The 19,679-nt window shown below is 71.5% G+C and carries 15 protein-coding genes; 10 read left to right on the top strand and 5 right to left on the bottom strand.

Annotated features, from left to right (window positions below; all coding sequences use genetic code 11):
• Positions 1 to 50: 50 nt before the first annotated feature.
• The 5 genes from AB0389_RS00335 (at position 51) to AB0389_RS00315 (ending at position 6,858) form a co-directional block, all read left to right on the top strand.
• Entirely contained in the window at positions 51 to 893 is an 843-nt protein-coding gene (locus tag AB0389_RS00335; RefSeq protein ID WP_366393048.1) for a polysaccharide deacetylase, read from the top strand.
• A gap of 173 nt (positions 894 to 1,066) precedes the next feature.
• Positions 1,067 to 2,173 (top strand): sugar ABC transporter substrate-binding protein, encoded by a 1,107-nt coding sequence (locus tag AB0389_RS00330; protein ID WP_366393047.1) that lies wholly within the window; start codon positions 1,067 to 1,069, stop codon positions 2,171 to 2,173.
• 34 nt (positions 2,174 to 2,207) lie between these two features.
• Positions 2,208 to 3,725: a sugar ABC transporter ATP-binding protein gene (locus AB0389_RS00325; RefSeq protein WP_366393046.1), complete on the top strand. Its 1,518-nt coding sequence runs from the start codon at positions 2,208 to 2,210 to the stop codon at positions 3,723 to 3,725.
• On the top strand, positions 3,722 to 4,762 hold the full coding sequence (locus AB0389_RS00320) for an ABC transporter permease (protein WP_366393045.1): 1,041 nt from the start codon (positions 3,722 to 3,724) through the stop codon (positions 4,760 to 4,762). The genes AB0389_RS00325 and AB0389_RS00320 overlap by 4 nt, the downstream gene beginning before the upstream one ends.
• Before the next feature lie 239 nt (positions 4,763 to 5,001).
• On the top strand, positions 5,002 to 6,858 hold the full coding sequence (locus AB0389_RS00315; protein WP_366393044.1) for an ABC transporter substrate-binding protein: 1,857 nt from the start codon (positions 5,002 to 5,004) through the stop codon (positions 6,856 to 6,858).
• Positions 6,859 to 6,890: 32 nt separating this feature from the next.
• Here AB0389_RS00315 and AB0389_RS00310 read toward each other — a convergent pair whose 3' ends face one another.
• The 3 genes from AB0389_RS00310 to otnK form a co-directional block, all read right to left on the bottom strand.
• Entirely contained in the window at positions 6,891 to 8,228 is a 1,338-nt protein-coding gene (locus AB0389_RS00310) for a jacalin-like lectin (RefSeq protein WP_366393414.1), read from the bottom strand.
• Positions 8,229 to 8,425: 197 nt separating this feature from the next.
• The gene (locus AB0389_RS00305) at positions 8,426 to 9,088 is read right to left on the bottom strand and encodes a class II aldolase/adducin family protein (RefSeq protein WP_366393043.1); all 663 of its coding nucleotides are present in this window, start codon (positions 9,086 to 9,088) and stop codon (positions 8,426 to 8,428) included.
• Positions 9,085 to 10,389: a 3-oxo-tetronate kinase gene (otnK, locus tag AB0389_RS00300; protein WP_366393042.1), complete on the bottom strand. Its 1,305-nt coding sequence runs from the start codon at positions 10,387 to 10,389 to the stop codon at positions 9,085 to 9,087. Before otnK ends, AB0389_RS00305 begins: the two co-directional genes overlap by 4 nt.
• A 199-nt stretch (positions 10,390 to 10,588) precedes the next feature.
• Here otnK and AB0389_RS00295 point away from each other — a divergent pair, with 199 nt between their 5' ends.
• The 4 genes from AB0389_RS00295 to AB0389_RS00280 all read left to right on the top strand — a co-directional run bounded on the left by AB0389_RS00295 (position 10,589) and on the right by AB0389_RS00280 (position 15,027).
• Positions 10,589 to 11,953 (top strand): homoserine dehydrogenase, encoded by a 1,365-nt coding sequence (locus AB0389_RS00295; RefSeq protein ID WP_366393041.1) that lies wholly within the window; start codon positions 10,589 to 10,591, stop codon positions 11,951 to 11,953.
• A 91-nt stretch (positions 11,954 to 12,044) separates the two neighbouring features.
• Positions 12,045 to 13,439 (top strand): GntP family permease, encoded by a 1,395-nt coding sequence (locus AB0389_RS00290; RefSeq protein ID WP_366393040.1) that lies wholly within the window; start codon positions 12,045 to 12,047, stop codon positions 13,437 to 13,439.
• 124 nt (positions 13,440 to 13,563) lie between these two features.
• Positions 13,564 to 14,364, top strand: coding sequence for a DeoR/GlpR family DNA-binding transcription regulator (locus AB0389_RS00285; RefSeq protein WP_366393039.1), 801 nt, complete (start codon positions 13,564 to 13,566; stop codon positions 14,362 to 14,364).
• Between the two features lie 72 nt (positions 14,365 to 14,436).
• Entirely contained in the window at positions 14,437 to 15,027 is a 591-nt protein-coding gene (locus AB0389_RS00280; RefSeq protein WP_366393038.1) for a helix-turn-helix domain-containing protein, read from the top strand.
• 12 nt (positions 15,028 to 15,039) lie between these two features.
• On the opposite strand, the gene AB0389_RS00275 is transcribed toward AB0389_RS00280, so the two are convergent.
• Positions 15,040 to 16,065: an SMP-30/gluconolactonase/LRE family protein gene (locus tag AB0389_RS00275; protein ID WP_366393037.1), complete on the bottom strand. Its 1,026-nt coding sequence runs from the start codon at positions 16,063 to 16,065 to the stop codon at positions 15,040 to 15,042.
• Positions 16,066 to 16,280: 215 nt separating this feature from the next.
• Between AB0389_RS00275 and AB0389_RS00270 the strand changes: the two genes are divergently transcribed.
• On the top strand, positions 16,281 to 18,092 hold the full coding sequence (locus AB0389_RS00270) for an NAD(P)/FAD-dependent oxidoreductase (protein WP_366393036.1): 1,812 nt from the start codon (positions 16,281 to 16,283) through the stop codon (positions 18,090 to 18,092).
• A gap of 79 nt (positions 18,093 to 18,171) precedes the next feature.
• Here AB0389_RS00270 and AB0389_RS00265 read toward each other — a convergent pair whose 3' ends face one another.
• Positions 18,172 to 19,665, bottom strand: a complete 1,494-nt coding sequence (locus tag AB0389_RS00265) for a family 43 glycosylhydrolase (RefSeq protein WP_366393035.1) — start codon at positions 19,663 to 19,665, stop codon at positions 18,172 to 18,174.
• Positions 19,666 to 19,679 lie beyond the last annotated feature (14 nt).

Genomic DNA, 19,679 nt, shown 5'->3' with positions numbered 1-19,679 from the left:
TCCGACCCTCCGTACAGCCCCTTGACCACCGTCTCCCACCGGAGGACGACATGCCGCTCCACCTCCCCGAGGGCAAGACCCTCGCCGTGTCCATCGGCGCCGACTTCGACGCGCACAGCGTCTGGATGGGCACCTTCAACCTCAGCAGCCCCAGCTATCTCTCCCGCGGCGAGTTCTGCGCCGAGGTCGGGGTGCCCCGGCTCATCAGCCTCTTCGAGCGGTACGGGGTACGGGCCACCTGGTGCACCCCGGGCCACTCGATGGTGACGTTCCCCGAACGCTTCCGGCAGATCGTGGACGCCGGCCACGAGATCGCCGCCCACGGCTGCTACCACGAGGGAGTCCCGAAGCTCGACGGCGACACCGAGCGCCGGCTGATGGCCGCGCAACTCGCCCAGCACGAGAAGCTCGTCGGGGTCCGCCCGCGCGGCTACCGCTCGCCGGCCTGGGACTTCACCGACCAGACGCTCGGGATCCTGGAGGAGAACGGCTTCGAGTGGGACTCCTCGCTGATGGGCCGCGACTTCGAGCCGTACCACCCGCGCCCGGTGACGGTGGGCTGGGAGGAGGGCAGCACCTTCGGCGCGCCGAGCCCGCTGCTGGAGTTCCCGGTCTCGTGGTTCCTCGACGACTTCCCCGTCGCGGAGTACATCCCCGGTGTCAACCAGGGCCTCGGCTCCAGCGAGGTGATGTTCCAGCGCTGGAAGGACCACTTCGACTACGCCTACGCGCATGTGCCCTCGGGCGTGCTCGCGCTGACCGTGCACCCGCAGACCATCGCCCGCGCACACAACCTGATCGGCTTCGAGAAGCTCATCGACTACATGAACGGCCACGAGGGCACCTGGTTCGCGGGTCTCAGCGAGATCTACGACACCTGGACCGAGGACTGAGCCCTCCACACCGACACCCCACACCGACACCCCACACCGACACCCCACACCGACACCCCACACCGACACCCCACACCGACACCCCACACCGACACCTCACACCGACACACCACACCCACACTCCCCCCGCGCTCCCCGTGTCACCTCGCCCGTACCCCGTAGGGAGAACGACCATGGACCGACTTCTCAAGAGCTCCGGCGCACGCAGACCGGGCGCCCGGCGCTCCACCCGCTCCCTCCTCGCTGCCGCCGCCTGCGCCTTCGCCGTGACACTGACCGCCGGGGCGTGTTCCGTCCCCGCCGACCAGGCCGCGTCCGCCACCGACTCGTCCGCCACGGGCACCGCGGGGACCAAGGGCCCGGCCAAGGTCTCCGATCTGAAGATCGCGTACTTCTCCGCCGGCACCAGCAACGCCTACCTCCAGGCGGCCATCGCGGCGGGCAAGAAAGAAGCCAACACGCTCGGTGTGAAACTCGACGTCTTCGACGGGCAGTTCGACGCGCAGAAGCAGTTCGACCAGATCCAGACGGCCATCACCAGCGGCCGGTACAACGCCTTCGCCGTCGAGCCCAACGACGGCAACCTCGTCTGCAAGCTGCTCACCAAGAACGCCGCCGACAAGGGCATCCTCGTCTCCGTCTTCAACCTGCCGATCTGCGGCCGCGCCACCAAGCTCGGTGACGAGACATGGGAGCCGGGCACCGTCACCTACGTCGGCGGCCAGACCCTGGACGTCTACCGCGCGTGGGTCACCCAGGTCATCGAGGACAACCCCGGGGGCGCCAAGGTGGCGCTGATCTCCGGTCCCGACCTCAACGCCAACACCATCTGCTTCCAGGAGGCCGCGAAGGAGTTCGCGAAGCACAAGGGGTTCGAGGTCGTCGCGCGGCAGTCCACCGACTACACCACGCCCAAGGGCCTGGCGGCGGCCCAGACCATTCTGCGGGCCAATCCCGATCTCAACGTCATCATGTCCAACTTCTCCGGGATGAGCCGCGGAGTCGTCCAGGCGGTCAGCGGTGCGAAACGCACGGGCAAGGTCAAGATCTACGACTTCGGCGGCGACAAGTGGGCTCTCGACTCGGTGAAGCGGGGCACGCTGGAGCAGAGCGTGATGATGCTGCCCGCCCAGGAGACCGTCGAGGCGATCCGGGCGCTGGCCGACCACGTCAAGGGCGAGGACGTCCCGCACTTCATCAACCTCACCGAGTCCTCCGCGCTGCCCGGCACCCCCTTCGCGACCAGGGCGACCATCGGCGAGTTCCACCCCGAGTACTGATCCGGTCCCGGCCGGTCACGAGAGGAGTCCAGAGATGACCGCGGAACAGTCTCCGCCGCCGGCCGTGGTGTGCCGGGGGGTGAGCAAGGTCTTCGGCCGTACGTACGCGGTGCGCGACGTCGACCTGGAGATCCCCCGGGGCGCCGTCCACGCCCTCGTCGGCGAGAACGGCGCCGGAAAGTCCACCCTGCTCGGGATGATCAGCGGGCGCCTCGCCACCGACACCGGCTCCGTCGAGGTATTCGACACCGTCCTGGGCGCCGGCGGCCCGCGCAGGGCGCGCGGCCTCGGCCTGGTGACGGTCTATCAGGAACTCACCATGGTCCCCGCGTTGAGCGCCGAGGCCAATGTCTTCCTCGGCGGCAACATCTCCCGGCGCGGGCTGCTGTCCCGCCGGGAGATGCGCGGGCGCTACGAGCGGATGTGCGAGGACTTCGAGGTCGACATCCCGGCCGACGCCCTCGCCCGTACGCTGTCGGTCTCCCAGCAGCAGATCCTGGAGATCATGCGCGGGGTACAGGCCGACGGCCGGGTACTGCTGCTCGACGAGCCCAGCGCCGCGCTCGCCGAGCACGAACGCGACACCCTGTACCGGATCCTGGACCGGCTGCGCACCCGGGGCACGACCATCGTGTTCGTCAGCCACAACCTCGACGAGGTGCTCCGGCTCAGCGACAGCATCTCCGTACTGCGCAACGGCCGGCTGGTCGAGACCGCGCCCCGGGAGCGGTGGAACCGGCAGGCGCTCATCCGGTCGATGGTCGGCCGCGAGATCGGGGTGACCGCCCGCGGCGGCACCCATGAGCCGGGCGGCCCCGCGCTGGAGGCGTCCGGGGTCGGCGTCCCCGGGGTGCTGGACGACATCGGCATCCGCGTCCACGCGGGCGAGATCGTCGGTTTGTGGGGTCTGGTCGGCTCCGGCCGCACCACCTTCATGCGGGCCCTGGCGGGTCTGGACGGTACGTCCTCGGGCGAACTGCGCCTGGGCGGCAAGCCCGTGCCATGGCCGCGCTCCGCCCGGGAGGCCATCGCGAGCGGGGTCGTCATGGTCCCCGAGGACCGCAAGAACGGGCTGGTCCCGGCCATGGACGCGGTGGACAACGTCAGCGTCGGGGTCACCCGCGCCACCCGGCTGGGCCGCATCGACCACGCGCGGGAACGCGCCGCGGCCGAGGAGTTCACCCGCTACTTCGGCTTCGACGCGAACCGGCTGGAGGCCCCCGTACGCCATCTGTCCGGCGGCAACCAGCAGAAGGTCCTGCTGGCCAAGTGGGCGGCCAGGACCCCCCGGGTGTTCCTCGTCGACGAACCGACGCGCGGGATCGACGTGGGCGCCAAGTCGGAGGTACTGGCCAGCCTGGTCAGCCTCGCACGGGATGGCGCCGCCGTGATCGTGACCTCCTCCGAACTGGAGGAGGTGCTCGCCATCGCGAACCGGCTCCTGGTCTTCACGAAGGGCCGGGTGGTCCGTGAGATCCCCGCCGATTCACCCCAGTTCCGGGTGCGGGACATCGTGCGCCTGGGCTTTCACGAGAAGGAGACCGAAAGATGACTTCACCGGCCGTGTCCACCACCCCGTCCGCGCCACCGCCCGGCGCCGCCGCCGGCCCCGGGGAACCCGGCCGCGGCGGCGGCGCGGGGACGGACCGGGCCGCCCGTATCAAGGCGGTGGCCCTGCGCTACAGCATGCTGTGGGTCCTGGTGGCCCTCGTCCTCGCCGCCACCGTGCTCTACCCGGGCTTCCTCCAGCCGGCGAACGTACAGGACATCCTCACCCAGAACGCCGCCGTGGGCATCATCGCCGTGGCCATGACGTTCGTGATCATCTCCGGCGGCTTCGACCTCTCCGTGGGCGCCACCTACGCCCTGGGATCCACGGTCTTCGCCGGTGTCACCAAGAGCACCGGCTCGGTCGCGCTGGCGGGAGTCTGCGCCCTGCTCGCCGGGCTCGCGGTGGGCGCCGCGAACGGCACGATCATCGCCCGCTGGAAGGTCAACCCCTTCGTCACCACCCTCGGCATGTCCTCGGTGATCGCGGGACTGGCGTACGTGTACTCCAACTCGGCGCCGTTCATCGTCGACGGCATCTCCTTCCAGTACCTGGCCCTCACCACGGTCGCCGGGGTGCCCCTGCCGATCTGGATCCTGCTGGCCGTCTTCCTGGCCGGCGCCGTACTCCTCGCGCAGACCGGGTACGGGCGCAACATCTACGCCATCGGCGGCAACGAGGAGGCGGGACGCCTGTCGGGACTGCGCGTGCCGTGGCTGGTGGGCAGCGCGTATGTGATGACCGGGGTGACGGCCGCGCTCGCGGGGATGATGGACGCCTCCCGGCTCGGGGTCGGCCAGGCCGACGTCGGCGCGACCGTGGCGCTGGACACCATCGCGATCGTCGTCGTCGGCGGCACCTCGCTGCGCGGCGGCGAGGGAGCCGTCTGGCGCTCCGCGGTGGGACTGCTCATCCTCGCGACGCTGACCAACGTCTTCTACAGCCTCAACATCAGCCAGCACTGGCAGCTCATCGCGAAGGGCACGATCGTGGTGGCGGCCGTCGCGCTCGACTCGCTGCTGCGCGCCCGGCGCGCCTGACCGGGTCCGCGGCCCGGAACAAGGGGCCGCGACCCGGAACAGACAGAGCCCCCGCGCGCAACCCGCGGAGGTGAAGTTGGCCGAAACAACTCCTTATCTGTTTGTTACGTATATCCCTGTTGGTTGGCGCCCGCCCCCGGCATGATGAGCCCGAGTCACCGCGGTCCCGGACGGTCCGGGCACCGTGCCGGGGCCGCGTCGTCTGCGGCCGTCCTCATACAAGGGGCGGTGGATGTGCCGTGTCCGGTCTGAAGAAAACCCCTGCTCCCTGGCCCTACGGGACGCCTCTCCCGCCCCCGGCCGCCGCCATCGTGCTGGCCGACGGCCAGGTCGAGGCCACCGACAGGCCCGCCGGCCACCCGACCGCCGAGCCGGGACCAGCCGTCGCCTTCCTCCGCGCGCACACCGCGCTCACCGATCTGGTCGCCGCGTGCGTACGGACCGAACCCGGCCGGATCGGTTTCATGTGGACCGACAGCACGGCCCGGTCTCTGGTCCGGGTCTGGGTGGACCCGTTCCGTGACCCGCGGGACCGGCCGATGGGCCGGGTCCTGGTCGAACCGTGCCACCCCTCGCCCTACGGGCTGACCCTGCGCGAACTCGACGTCCTCACCCTGATCGTCGCGGGTCTGACCAACAACGAGATCGGCGAGCGCCTCTTCACCAGCCCGCGCACCGTCACCACCCATGTGGACCGGCTGCTCACCAAGCTCCAGCTCTCCAGCCGTGCCGCCGCCGCGGCCGTGGCACTGGACCAGGGCCTGGTCCGGCTGCCGTTCCCGGGCGGCGGCGCCCCGTTCGGCCGTCTCGCGGTGGGCCGGGCCGCGCTCGCCGCGCAGGGCGGCACCCCGCTGCCCGCCCCCGTGCCGGGCAGCACCAGGCCGCTGCGCCGCCGTCCGCTGCTGCTGGGCGCGGCGCTGCCGCTGACGGGACCGGCGGCGGACGACGGTACGGAGATGCTGCTGGCGACGCGGCTCGCGCTGGAGGAGATCAACGACCTCGGCGGGATCGCCGGACGCCGGGTCGAGCTGGTCACCGCCGATGTCGATGTGACGGAGCCGGGCTCCGTCCGCGGCGCGTTCGAGGAGCTGGTCGGGCTGGAGGTCGACGCGCTGACGTCCGGCTACATCGGCCCGCAGGACGTGGCGCACGAGATCGCCGCCGACTACGGCTGCCCGTATCTGCACGCGGCGACACTCGACTCGATGGTGGCGCGCGTCGCCGACGACCCGGGACGCTACGGCGGTGTGTTCCAGGTCTGCCCCAGCGACACCCGCTACGGCCCCGGCTATGTGCGGTTCCTGACCCGGCTGCGCGACAGCGGCCGGTGGCGCCCCGAGTCGGACCGGCTGGTGGTGGTGCAGGGAGTGTGGCCGCTGGGCGATCTGGGCCGGGGCGAGATGGAGAAGGCCGTGGAGGAGGGCGGCTGGTCCCTCACCGTGCTCTCCGGCATCGGCATGGGCGCGGCGGAGTGGGAATCGGTCGCCCGCCGCATCCGCGCCATGGCGCCCGCGTCGGTCCTGGTGGGCCACTACTTCATGCCCGGCAGCCTCGCGTTCCTGCGGGAACTGCTGCGCGACGGCGGCCCGCCCGTCCTGCCGTACCTGCTCTACACCCCGTCCATCCCGAGCTTCCGCGAGACACTGGGACCGCTCGCCGAGGGGCTGCTCTGGGCGACCGTGACGGGCACCTACGCCGATCACATCGGACGTTCCTTCGCCGCGCGCTACCGGGTGCTGCACGGTGTCGCCCCGGGCCGGTCGCACGCGGGCATCGCCTACGACCGGGCCCGGATGATCGCCGGTGCGTGGTCCCGGGTCGACGACCCCCGCGACTACCGCCGGGTCGCCACCGCGCTGCGCACCACGATCCACCGGGGAGTGAACGGCGCCTACTATCTGGCGGATCCGGGCCAGGCCGCGCTGGCGTACCCGGAGCTGACCCCCGACCCGTCGATCGGCCAGGCCCATCTCGTCCACCAGATCCAGGACGGCCGGCACCGCATCCTGGCGCCGTCCCCGTACGCCGACGGCGACTTCAGGCTGCCGCCCTGGTACGCCGTCCCGCGCGTCGCGGGAGCCGGCGGCCCCCGCTGACACGCGGTCCGTACGCGTCAGGGCCGACGGGTCTACTGCGGGGTGTAGACGAGACCGAGCTTGTCGATCTCGTCACCGGACCGTCCGGTGAAGCCGCTGATCTGCCAGCCGGCCGGCGCCGTGTACGTCACGGTGTCCGAGGTCGCCGTACCGGACGACAGCGTCCGGCCCGCGTCCGTACGGAACGCGGCGGAGAAGACCCGGGTCCGGCCGTCCTTCTGTCCCCGGGTCAGAGTGACCGACGTCAGATGCTCCGCGGCACCGAGCGTGAGGGAGGACGCGGTGCCACCGGTGCCGCCGTGACCGAGGACCGTACCGCCGTCGAGCGTCATCCCGACGGCGTCGAGGCGGGAGCCGCCGCGCAGGGTGAGTGTGCGGGGCCGGGGCGTGGCGGGCAGCGCGGCGGCGTCGTTGAACGCGGTGCCGTGCGGCCCGCCGAAGACGTCGGAGGCGCGCCGGTCGGCGGGCAGGGTCCAGGTGAAGGCGGTGGTGTGCGGGAAGTGGTCGGACAGGTGCTTGCCGCCGGAGTCCAGGAACTTCCGCCAGTCGTTGGCGTAACGCGTCGCCGACAGCTTCACGAGCGGACCGCTCCGGTAGAGGACCTTGTCCACCACTTCGCAGTCGTCGGCGGGCGCCGCCGAGTCACAGACGAGCGCGTCGGCGCCGAGCGCCGGGGCCACACCGCCGCGTACCAACTGGACCCAGGCGTCGGTGAGTCCGTTGTCGGTGAGGAGCGTGCGGATGTTGTCACCGGTGCGGGTGTAGCGCGTGTTGGTGTCACCCATCACGATCACCGCGTTCGAGGCGCTGTTGGCCTGGATGAACCGGGAGAGCTGGACGACATTGGCGCGCCGGGCGGCGAGCGCGGCGTCGGTGGTGTCGGCGTTGGTGTGCACGTTGTACAGGTCCACGAACACCCCCTCGGCCAGCCGCATCCGGGCGAGGGTGAACCCCTTGGGGGTCAGACAGTCCGTACCGGTGCAGTTGCTCCAGCGCACCCGCTCGAAGTCGTCGAACGGATAGCTGGACAGTGTGTTGAGGCCGTCGCCGAACGCGGCACCACCGCTGGTGGCGGTGCGGTAGGGGTGGGTGTCGTTCGCGTACAGCGACGCGTGGTAGTTGAAGTCCTCCTGCACGTTGATGATGTCGTAGGGCCCCAGCCGCTGCCCGATCAGCGGGGTGTTGGTCGCGGGATCGCTCTGGCCGAGCCCGAGGGGCAGCCCGGCGATGTTGTACGTGAGGACGTTGAAGGAGCCGGAATCGGCGGCCGGGACCGCGGCCGGGGAAGCGGCCGAGCCGGGTGCCGCCGAGGCGGCGAGCGCACCGAGGGCGAGCGCGCCGGCGGCGAGGACACTGGCGAGTCTTCGTATGGGGGTTCGCATGGTGGGGGCAGCCTTTTCCGGAGGGGGGAGTGGTGCGGGCACAGGCCTGTCGCCCGCACCGGCGGGCCGATCATGTCTAACGGTGAACAGGCCTGCCGCGCAAGGGTTGTTGAGTGACCACTTGGCATCCCCGGGACGGCTGCTCCGGGCGGCCGTGTCCCGACGGCCGCCCGGAACCCCGGGAGTTACCGGCCCGCCGCCGGCTCCCAGACCGTGCCGTAGCGCAGGGCGAGCGCCCCCGCCTCGTCGGGGGTGAGCACCCGGGGGCCGGTGTCCTTCAGGAGCAGGGTCAGGCGCGAGACCTCCTCCAGCTCGACGGCGGCGTCCACGGCGCGCGCGAGGGTGTCACCGGCCGTGATGGGACCGTGGTTCTGGAGCAGCGCGGCGTGGAACGGGAAGTCCAGCAGCTCCAGTTGGCGCGCCTGCTCCAGGTCCCCGGGGGCCGCGTACGGTATCAGCGGGGTCTGGCCGACCCGCATCACGAAATACGGTGTGAGCGGGGCCAGGGCGCTCCTGCGCGACCAGGGCGGCAGACAGGAACAGGCCGCCGCGTGCGCGCTGTGCAGATGGACGACCGCCCGGGTCGCGGGATCGCGGCGGTAGAAGGCCCGGTGCAGCGGGAACTCCTTGGACGGCGCCGGCCCGGCCGTGTGCCCCGCGTCCAGGGGCGCGTGCGCGTCCAGTACGGCCAGCCGGCCGGGGTCGAGCGCCTCCAGCCGGGCCCCGGTCGGTGTCATGTAGATCCGGTCACCGACGCGCACACTGAGATTGCCGGACGTGCCCGGGCTCAGTCCGGCGGCCGACAACGCGGCTCCGGCCGCGACGAGTTCGGCGCGTGCGTCGCTCATCCGAGTTCCTTCCAGGCGCTGGTGAAGAGGGACCGCTCGCCGAAGTTCCCGGACTTCAGGGCGAGGTTGTAGCGGGTGCCGCGGGCGTCGGGACCCATCGCCCAGGAGACGCCGGGGGCCAGCGCCGGGCCGAGTTCGAGGCGGCGTACGCCCAGGGCGCGCACCACGCTTCCCGAGGTCTCGCCGCCGGCCACGACGAACTGCCGGGCGCCCGCCCCGGCGAAGGCGACGGCGCAGCCGGCGAGGGCCTCCTCGACCAGCTCGGCGGCGGGCCGCTGTCCTTCCGGCGTCCGCCGCTCGATGTCCTGAGGCGAGCCGGCGGAGTGGACGAGGACCGGGGTGTCCGGCGCGGCGGCCCAGTGGGCGCGGGCCCAGTCGGTGAGCCGGGCGACCTCGGCGGCGGGGTCGTCGCGCAGGGCCGCCAGGTCAAGCCGGCGGCTGGGCAGGGCCGACCGGGCGGCGTCGATCTGCCCGCGGGTGGCCGCCGACGCGCTGCCGGCCAGCACCGCGCGGTGTCCGGGGACCACGGGCATGGCCCCGGTCGCGGGCGCGCCGCGTGCGGGCAGTCCGAGAGCGAGCCCGGAGCCGCCGGTGACCAGGGGGTGGTCCGCGGTCGCCGCCGCGATCCGGGCGAGGTCGCCGTTGTCGATCGCGTCCACCACGGCGTAGCGCCGCCCGTCGCTCCCGGCGGCGTCCAGCGCCGCCCGCAGGGCGCGCGGGTCACCCCGTACGACATCGAGACCGACCGTGGTCACCGGGTGCGCGGTCTGCGGCGCGAGCAGCCGGACCAGGCTCGCGTCGGTCATCGGGGTCAGCGGGTGGTGGCGCATCGGGCTGTCGCCGAGCAGCTGGTCGCCCACGAAGAGATGGCCGCGGTACACGGTGCGGCCGGTGGCGGGGAACGACGGCACCACCACGGCGATCCCGGTGTCCAGCTCGGCCATCAGCGCGTCGGCGACGGGTCCGATGTTCCCCCGCGGGGTGGAGTCGAACGTCGAGCAGTACTTGTCGTAGATCCGCTCGCAGCCCAGGGCACGCAGCGCCGCGAGCGCGGCCAGGCTCTCCGCGACGGCCTCGGCGACCGGCGCCGTACGCGACTTGAGCGCGATCACCACGGCGTCCCCACCGCCCCCGCCTGCACCACCGGCACCGGCGAGCGCGGCCAGTTCCCCGGCGGTGGGCACGCCGAGGGTCACGGTGGTCCGTACCCCTCTGGCCACCCAGTTCGTCGCGAGATCCGTGGCGCCGGTGAAGTCGTCGGCGATCGCGCCCCATCGGACTGCTGTCTGTGCTCCGTGCACCGTCGGTCACCCGTCCTTGCGTCGTGAACATGTCCGGCCGGGACCGCCTCGGGCGATCATGGCCGTCACTCGATCGAGATCTGTGAATCATTGTTACGTACGTTGACGCTTATGTTAATCCACGTTACGTTCACGCTGCGAGGCGGGAAACCGCATGCACCACACCGGCCCCACGCGGGCCGCATCCCCAGGAGGGCTCATGAACGTCGACACGCCGGGCGGTCCGCTCACGGCGGGCCCCGTCACCTACGCGCTCACCGGCGCGGGCGGCGGATTCGCACGCACCCTGCTCGCCCAGTCGCTGCTGATGCCGGACCTCCACCCGGCGGTGCTCTGCGACCTGGACCCCGCCGCCGTCGTCGCCCTCTGCACCGAGCTGGGGTACGACCCGGCCACCCTGACGCTCGTCACCGACCCGGACGGACTGCGGGCCGCCCGCGCCGCCGGGCGCACCGCCGTCGTCGCCGGCACCGAACTGCTGGCCGACGCCGCGTACGACATCCTCGTCGAGGCCACCGGCAGCCCGGCGGCCGGCTTCCGGGCCGCCCGGGACGCCCTCGCGGGCGGCCACCACGTGGCGATGGTCAGCAAGGAGGTCGATTCCGTCGCCGGAGTGGCGCTCGACCGGCTCGCCCGCCGCCACGGCGTGGTCTACACCCCCGCCGCCGGCGACCAGCCCGCCAACCTCATCGAGTGGTACGACCGGCTCCGCACCCTCGGCCTGGAGATCGTCGCCATCGGCAAGTCGGGCGAGTACGACCTGGTCTTCGACCCCGCCACCGGCGAGGTCAGCCAGCTCGACCAGACCCTGAGCGCCCCCGCGCTGGCCGGGCTGCTGGCACTCGGCGACGATGTGCCCGCCACCCTCGCCGCCCGTGCCCGCGCCGTCGCCCCGCTCAAGCGCGCGGCCGCCGCCGACTACTGCGAGATGGCCGTCGTCGCCGCGGGCACCGGCCTCGTACCCGACCGCGAGGATCTGCACTACCCCGTCGCCCGGGTCGCCGAACTCGCCGACGTCTACGCCCTGCGCGAGCACGGCGGCGTGCTCGGCGGGCCCGGAGCCATCGATGTCTTCAGTGTGCTGCGGCTGCCGGAGGAGGCCAGTTTCGCCGGCGGGGTCTTCGCCGTGGTCCGCACCCACGACCCGGTCACCTGGCGCACCCTCGCCCAGAAGGGCCACGTCGTCAGCCGCGACGGCCGCTACGCATGTCTCTATCTGCCCTACCACCTGATGGGTGTGGAGACGCCGCTCACCCTGCTCGCCGCCGTCCGCGACGGGGTCGCGGCGGGAGCGGCGGCGCCGGCCCGGCACGCGGTGCTCGCCGGCCGCGCCGCCCGCGACCTGGCAGCCGGAACGGTCCTGGCCATGGGAGGCCACCACCACGAGATCGACGGGGTGGCCCCGGTCCTGCTGCCCGCCGCCGAGGCCCCCGCGGACACCGCGCCGTTCTATCTGGCCGCCCACGCCCGGCTCGTCCGGGACGTCCCCGCCGGCGCGCTGATCACCCTGGCCGACATCGACGGATACGACCCCGGCCTGCTGGCGGCCTGGACGGCCGGCTGACTCCCCGCCCGCGCACTCCTGACCCGCCCACTCCTTACCCGCCCACTCCTCGACCCGGCCGCCCCCCGACCCGAGTACAAAGAGGTATTCCATGTCCGACGCCTATACGCTGCTCGCGTTCGGCGGAGCGATCGTCGCGCTGGTACTGCTGATCGCCAAGTTCAAGGTCCACCCCGTCGCCACCCTGTTCGTCATCGTCACCACGCTCGGGCTGGTCCTCGGGCTCGGCGGTGCGAAGACCCTCAAGCTGGTCACCGAGGGCTTCGGCTCCACCATGTCGAACGTCGGGCTGCTGATCATCTTCGGCTGTGTGCTCGGCAAGATGCTGGAGCTCAGCGGCGCCGCGCTGCGCATCACCGAGGAGGCGCTGCGCTGGTTCTCCGGCAGGAAGATCCCCTGGGCGATCGCCCTCGCCTCCGCAGTCGTCGGCATCCCGCTGATCGCCGACACCGTGGTACTGATGCTGATCCCTGTGGTCTCCGCCATCGCGATGCGCAGCGGCATGTCGATGATGCGGCTCGGCCCGATCCTCTACATCGGCGCCTATGTGATGACCTCCCTGCTCCCGCCCGGCCCCGGACCGCTGGCCGCCTCCGCGCTCCTGGGCGTGGACCTCGGGCAGGCGATGCTCTACGGCGCGCTCGTCGGCATCCCGGGCATCATCGTCGCCACCCTCTACCTGCTGACCATCAAGACGTACGTGGCACCGAAGGCCGAGTACGTCGACCACCTGACCGCGGTCCCCGCCGGAGCGGGCGGTGCCACGGGCGGCACGGAGGAGACCAAGAGCACCGGCACCGCCACCGGCAGCACGGAACGCATGCCGAGCCTGGCCCTGTCACTGATACCGATCTTCACCCCGATCGTCCTCATCATGCTGGACTCCTACGCCGTGGACATGGTCGGCGAGACGTCCCGGGCGGGCGGGGTGCTGCGCTTCCTCGGCGCGCCGCTGATGGCGCTCTTCATCGGCTGTCTCACCGCGCTGCCGCTCTTCGGCCGGGAGTGGCGCGCCAAGAGCACCCTCAACGACCTCTTCGAGGCCGGACTGAAACTGGCGGCCCTGCCGCTGGCCCTCACCGGCGTCGGTGGCGCGCTGGCACTGATCATCCGTGACACCAAGGTCGCCGACGGCGCCGCCGACATGATCAGGGACATGGGACTGTCGCCGATCATCGTCCCGTTCCTGGTGGCCGCGGCGATCTGCACGATCACCGGCTCCAACATCCTCGGGGTGATGACCGCCGCCGCGATCATGGAGCCGCTGATGGAGGGGCTCGGTATCTCCGCCCTCGCCGTCTACCTGGCATGCGGCACCGGCGCGCAGATCATGAAGCACGCGAACTCGTCGGGCTTCTGGGTGACCACGACCCTGTCCAACATGACGGTGGGACAGGGCATCAGGTCCATCGGGGTCGCCTCCGCGGTCTCCGGTGTGACCGGGTTCGCGATCCTGTACGTCCTGTACGCGATGGGCCTGGTCTGAGCCGCTCCCGGCACCGCCCGCCCGGGGTACCGTCGGCACGCGGACGCCACCCCGGGCGGCCGGCCATGACCTCCGGGACAACCGGACGCGACGCGTCAAGAAGGCACGAGCGAAGGAGACTTGGGTGACCACCGACGAGACCCCCCTCATCCCGGATCAGCGCCGGGAGCTGCTGATCAAGCTGCTGCGGGGACACTCGGTGCTCAGCGTCCACCAGCTCACCGAGATGCTGGGCGTCTCCCACATGACCGTACGGCGCGACATCGCCGCGCTCGAAGCGCAGGGCCGGGCGCTCTCGGTGCCCGGCGGCGTACGGATCGCCGGACAGCAGGTCCACCAGGAGCCCAGCCGGGTCGACAAGTCGCTGATGGACCAGCCCGCCAAGGAGGCCATCGCCCGGGAGGCCGGCGAACTGCTCCAGGATCACACCACCGTCTATCTCGACGCCGGAACCACCTGCCAGGCCCTGGTGCCCCATCTGGTGCGGCGCCAGGGCATGACCGTGGTCACCAACGACTTCACCTCGGCCCACGCGCTGATGGGCATTCCGGACATCGAGGTGATCCACACCGGCGGGCGCGTCGAGCACGCCAACCGTTCGACGGTGGGCAGGCTCGCCGCGCTCACCCTCCAGCAACTCGCCCTGGACCTCGCCTTCATCTCCACCAGCTCCTGGGACCTGCGGCGCGGAGTGACGACACCGTCGGCGCCCAAGGTGGAGGTCAAACAGGCGGCGATGGCCGGCGCCTCCCGGTCGGTGCTGCTGGCGGGCAGCGCCAAGTACGACACCTTCGGCATGTACCGGGTCGCCGCCCTGACCGCCTTCGACACCGTCATCACCGACGACGGCCTGGCCAGGGCCGCCCGCGAGGCGCTGCTCGCCGGGGGCGTCGACGTGAGAGCGGCCCGTACCGGGGACGCGTAGCGGTCCGGCCGGGCGGGCAGGGCCCCTGTCCGGCCGGATTCCGCGGGTCCGCGCGGCCGGTACCCTTCCGGAGTGACGGAGCACCTCATGCCGGACGGGCGGCGGCCCGCGAACCACGGGCCCAGGGCCGCGGCCCGCAACAGGGCCGCTCTGGTCGCCGCTGCCCGTGAGATCTACGCCGAGCACGGACTGGACGCGCCGCTCTCCGCGATCGCGCGCCGGGCCGGGGTCGGACAGGGCGTGCTGTACCGGCACTTCCCCGACCGGGCCGCCGTGGCGACCGCCGTACTGGAGGAGAACGTGCGCCAGGTCGAGCAGGCGGCAGCGGCCGACGGCGCGACCTTCGCCGACGTACTCGGGGTGCTGACCTGGCATCTGACGGAGTCGGCCGCCTTCATCGGCCTCCTGCACGCCGACGCGGCGGGCGGCAGCCCCGGCATCCTCGCGTACGCCCGGGCCCTCTCCGGGCGGGTGGAGGGTGCGCTGCGGGACTGTCTGCCGGACGGTCATCGGCTGAACGCCGCGCAGGACCTCATGATCGCCGTCTCCATGGTCGCCGGCGCCGTCACCGGCCCCACCCGCGAGGAGCGGGAACGCCGGGCGCTGGCCGCTTGGCGGCTGCTCGGCGTCGGGGCGGGACCGGTGCGGCCCTTGGACGGGTGAGCGGGGGCGGAATCAGCCGCCGTTGGACTGCCGGATGCCCTTCGCCAGTGCGTCGAAGGCGTACACATAGCCCCCGGCGGGCCCGCTGACGGTCATGTACGCCCGGGTTCCGCCCGGCGTGATCGCCACGTTCGTCGCCGACTCCAGCCCCGTGGCGCGGCCGGGAACCTCGACCGTCGCAAGGCGCTCACCGTGCTTGTTGAACACGATCATCGCGGCCCGGCCGTGCAGCCCCTGGTAGAGGTTGCCGTCCGCGTCCACGGCGATCGAGTCGGTCTCGGAGATCCCGCCGTCGACACGGATGGCGGTGTGCCGGGAGGCCACCGTCTCCCCGTTCCCGCCGAGACGGAGGTAGGAGATCCGGTTCTGTGTGAGCTCGCTGATCCACAGCCCGCGGTAGTCCACGTCGAACGAGATCCCGTTCGGCGCGGCCAGCTTGTCGGCCAGGACGGTGGCCTTCTTGCCGGTGCGGTCGATCCGTACCACGCGGCCGATGTCCTTGCCCTCGGTCAGGCCGCGTGAGTCGCTGATGTAGAGGTTGCCCTCCTCGTCGAAGGCGATGTCGTCGGGGTTCATCCGCGCCCCGTCGACCTCGCCGGCGAAGAAGGTCCGCGGATCGCCGCCGCCCGGAGCCAGGCTCACGATCTCGCCGTGGGCGAAGTCGGACAGATAGATCCGCCCGTCGTACGGGCTGAACTGCGCCGAGGTGTAGGCCCCCCGGCTGTCGGTGTGGACGGCCCGCGAGGTCTTCTTCCGGACATCGAGACGTATCACCTTCGGCTTGCCGGGGGGCGCCGTGACGTCGACGACGAGCAGGTTGCCGTTCTCGTCGAACGTCGGGCCCTCCAGCAGGGTCATCCCGGTCTCCTCGTGCACCGTTGTCACCTGCATGACCTTCTGCGCGGTGATGGTCCTGCCCGTACCGGCCGGGGCCGTTGCCCTGCCGCCGGGACCGGTTGTCTCCGTACCGCAACCGGTGAGAGTCAGTGTGCCGATCGCGGTGAGCGCGGCGAGGGAGCGGAGCGGAAGTCGTCGCATGGGGGGTCACTCTTCCTGTCTGCGGGTACGGCTGCGCGGTGGGCACGGTGTCCCGGAACCTCCTGGCCGGAGGGCGTATGGGCCCTGGCCGGATACCGCGACGCACCCACCCTCCAACCGGACAGTGTTGTCCGGTAGTTGCTACGGTAGCGGAGACGGCCGCCCATGTCCGGGGCGGCCCGTGCGAGACGACCGACAGGATTGAGGCCCCCCACATGACCACGTCACAAGCCCCGACCCCCGAAGAGATCGCCGAACTGAGGCAGCGCTACAGCCTCGAACGCGAGCGGCGCGTACGGCCCGACGGCGCGGCCCAGTACCGGTCCACCGAAGCCGAGTTCGGCTACTACGCCGCCGACCCCTACGCCGGCGCGCGGACCGAGCGCGAGCCGCTGCGGGACACCGTCGACGTCGCCGTGGTCGGTGGCGGATTCGGCGGCATCCTCGCCGGGGCGCGGCTGCGGCAGCAGGGCGTGCGGCGTGTCCGGATCGTCGAGAAGGGCAGCGACTTCGGCGGCACCTGGTACTGGAACCGGTACCCGGGCATCCACTGCGACATCGAGGCACACGTCTATCTGCCGATGCTCGACGAGACCGGATACGTGCCGGAGTGGAAGTACGCTCCCGGCGAGGAGATCCGCCGTCACGCGGTACGTATCGCGGAGAAGTTCGACCTCTACCCCGATGCCCTGTTCTCCACCGCGGTCACCTCGCTGACCTGGGACGACGCATCCGAGACCTGGATCGTGGCGACCGACAGGGGCGACTCGTTCCGGGCCACGTACGTCGTCACCTCCACCGGCACCCTCTCCGAGCCGAAGCTCCCCGGGATACCCGGCATCCAGGACTTCGAGGGACACACCTTCCACACGTCGCGGTGGGACTACGCCTACACCGGCGGCACCCCGGACGGCGGCATGACGGGCCTCTCGCAGAAGCGGGTGGGCGTCGTCGGCACCGGCGCCACCGGCATCCAGGTCATTCCGATGCTGGCCGAGGACGCCGCACACGTCTACGTCTTCCAGCGCACCCCCTCCACCGTGGACATACGCGCCAACCGCCGTACCACCGCCGAGGACGTCGGCGCCGACCACGACGGCTGGGCACGCGAGCGCCGCGACAACTATCTCCGCATCGTCTCCGGCGAGCCCGCCGAGCAGGACCTCGTGGCGGACCAGTGGACCGCGGCGGCCGGCCTCCTGGAGAAGCTTCTGCCGAGCTTCCGCCGCCAGGGCGACCGGAAGGCCTTCGAGATCGCCTACGAAGCCGCCGACGCCGCCAAGATGAACGAACTCCGCGCCCGCGTCGAGGAGACGGTCACCGACGCGGACACGGCGGAGAGGCTCAAGCCCTGGTACCGGTACGCCTGCAAGCGTCCGACGTTCTCCGACAAGTACTACCCGGCGTTCAACCGCGCCAACGTCACCCTGGTCGACACCGCCGACACCCACGGCATCGAGCGCATCACCGAGAACGGCGTCGTGGTCGGCGGCACCGCGTACGAACTCGACTGCCTGATCTTCGCCACGGGATTCTCCGTCGGGACGTCCGGCATTCTCTCCGGCAACCTCCCCGTGCACGGCCGCGACGGCGTCCAACTGCTGCACACCTGGGCGCAGCGGGGCCCGCGCTCGCTGCACGGCTTCACCTGCGACCGCTTCCCGAACCTGATCCAGATGGGATCGCTGCAGAACGCCAGCAGCGTCAACTTCACTCACATCCTGGACGAACAGGCCGTCCACGGCGCCGCCCTCGTCGCCGCCGCCGAGGCCAAGGGCGCCCTTCTCGAACCGTCCGGCGAAGCCGAGGACGCCTGGCTCGCCACCCTGGCCGAGGGCGCCCCCGACCACGAGTGGTTCCACGCCGAGTGCACCCCCGGCTACTACAACGCCGAGGGCCGCGGCCGCCCGAACGGCCCGTCGGGCTACCCGCACGGCGCGTTCGCCTTCCACGAGCTGCTGAAGCGGTGGCGCGAGGAGTCCATGGGCGACGTCCTCAGGGCGAGGAAGACGCCTCAGCCCTCGTAACACCGCCGGGAGTACGGGCCCACCGGGCCCACCGGGACGCCGCCCCCGCCGCGTCGCAGTGCGGCGGGGGCGGCGCCGGCTACTCGCCCGACGGTGCGGGGAGGGTCGTTCCGAGGGCCACGGGTGTGCCGAAGTTCGGTGTGCCGTCGGCGTTCCAGGTGAATTTCTGGGCGCGGGTGGAGCGGTTCATGTCGCAGCCGCCGGTCGCGCTGCTGTTGGCGTGGTAGACGATCCAGTCCTCGGTTCCGTCGGGCGACGTGAAGAAGCCGTTGTGCCCGGGTCCGTACACGCCGTTGGCGTTGGACCTCTGGAAGACCGGGTTCGGCGACTTGGTCCAGGACGAGGAGTTGAGCGGGTCACCGCCGTTGTAGGTGAGCATGCCCAGTTTGTAGTCGGGTGTGGAACAGTGGCTGGCGGAGTAGACGATGAAGGTCTTCCCGTCGCGCTGGAGGACTTCGCCGCCTTCGTTGACGGCTCCGCCCACGGTCTCCCAGCTGTACGTCGGTGTGGAGAGCACACGACGGGTGCCGCTCGCCGTCCACGGGTTCGACAGGGGCCGGATGAACATCGGCTGGGAGCCGTTGTAGAAGGTGCCCAGCAGGTAGAGCTGCCCGTTCAGCTGAAGGATGCCGGGGTCCAGTTCCCAGGTGTTGTCCTGGGTCGGGTCGAGCAGGTCGGCCTTGAAGCTGTAGGGCCCCATGGGGTCGAGTCCGGCGCTTTCGAGGACATGGATCCGCTGGGTGCCCAGGTTGTACGGCTCCTGCCCGGCCGTGTAGTAGAAGTACCACCGCTTGCCGTTGGGGCCGTCGAGCAGATGGAACTCCGGGGCCCACATGGTGCCGGCGCCGTTGGGCCGGGTGAGGTTGAAGATCACCTGCTCGGTGGCGGTGGCGAGGCCCGCGAGCGTGCCGGCCTTGCGCATGGTGACGGTCGAGTTCCAGGTCGTGGTGGCCAGGTAGTAGAACCCGTCGTAGTACGTGAGCCACGGGTCGGGGCCGCGCTGGGCGATCGGGTTGGTGAAGGTGCCTGTCCCCGTACCGTCGGCGGGGAAGCCGGGCAGCCGCCACACCCGGCCGTTCGCGGTGGCACAGGGCAGCTGCACCAGGCTGGTGCCTGAGGCGGACGCGCCGCCGCTCGGGGTGACGCACTTGCCCGAGCCGACGGAGACCAGGTTGAAGGTACGGTCCGTGCCGCTCACCGCCACCGGGACGAGGCGCCACTGCTGGTTCGTCGCGCTGTGGCAGGGCCACTGGATGATCGCGGCGTTGTCCGCCGCGGACGCGCCGGACACATCGGCGCACTGGCCGGACGGGGTGCTGATCGTGTACGTGTCGGCCGTGCCCGCCACCGGGGTGAAGCCGAGGTTCTGGTTCGCGGCGGTCCCGCAGGTGAACGCGCGCAGTTGTGTGCCGACGGCTGTCGAACCACTGGGCAGATCAAGGCAGTTGCCGCCGTTCTGGTTCACCGCCGTGGACGTGAACGCCGTGGCGGCGGAGGCGGGTGGCGCCACCAGGAAGGCGGCCACCCCGGTGAGCAGGGCGACGAGTACGGAGAGACATCGGGAGCGGGTCACTGGTGCACATCCCT

Source organism: Streptomyces sp. NPDC093109, assembly GCF_040701725.1.
In the GTDB taxonomy this organism is placed as follows: Bacteria; Actinomycetota; Actinomycetes; order Streptomycetales; family Streptomycetaceae; genus Streptomyces.
Note: the sequence above shows the minus strand (reverse complement) of the source record. Positions and strands in the feature narration are given on the sequence as shown.

Coding starts and splice junctions, on each gene's coding strand:
- AB0389_RS00320 (WP_366393045.1), top strand. CDS start 3,722: ATGACTTCACCGGCCGTGTCCACCACCCCGTCCGCGCCACCGCCCGGC.
- AB0389_RS00335 (WP_366393048.1), top strand. CDS start 51: ATGCCGCTCCACCTCCCCGAGGGCAAGACCCTCGCCGTGTCCATCGGC.
- AB0389_RS00275 (WP_366393037.1), bottom strand. CDS start 16,065: ATGCGACGACTTCCGCTCCGCTCCCTCGCCGCGCTCACCGCGATCGGC.
- AB0389_RS00325 (WP_366393046.1), top strand. CDS start 2,208: ATGACCGCGGAACAGTCTCCGCCGCCGGCCGTGGTGTGCCGGGGGGTG.
- AB0389_RS00270 (WP_366393036.1), top strand. CDS start 16,281: ATGACCACGTCACAAGCCCCGACCCCCGAAGAGATCGCCGAACTGAGG.
- AB0389_RS00330 (WP_366393047.1), top strand. CDS start 1,067: ATGGACCGACTTCTCAAGAGCTCCGGCGCACGCAGACCGGGCGCCCGG.
- AB0389_RS00295 (WP_366393041.1), top strand. CDS start 10,589: ATGAACGTCGACACGCCGGGCGGTCCGCTCACGGCGGGCCCCGTCACC.
- AB0389_RS00290 (WP_366393040.1), top strand. CDS start 12,045: ATGTCCGACGCCTATACGCTGCTCGCGTTCGGCGGAGCGATCGTCGCG.
- AB0389_RS00305 (WP_366393043.1), bottom strand. CDS start 9,088: ATGAGCGACGCACGCGCCGAACTCGTCGCGGCCGGAGCCGCGTTGTCG.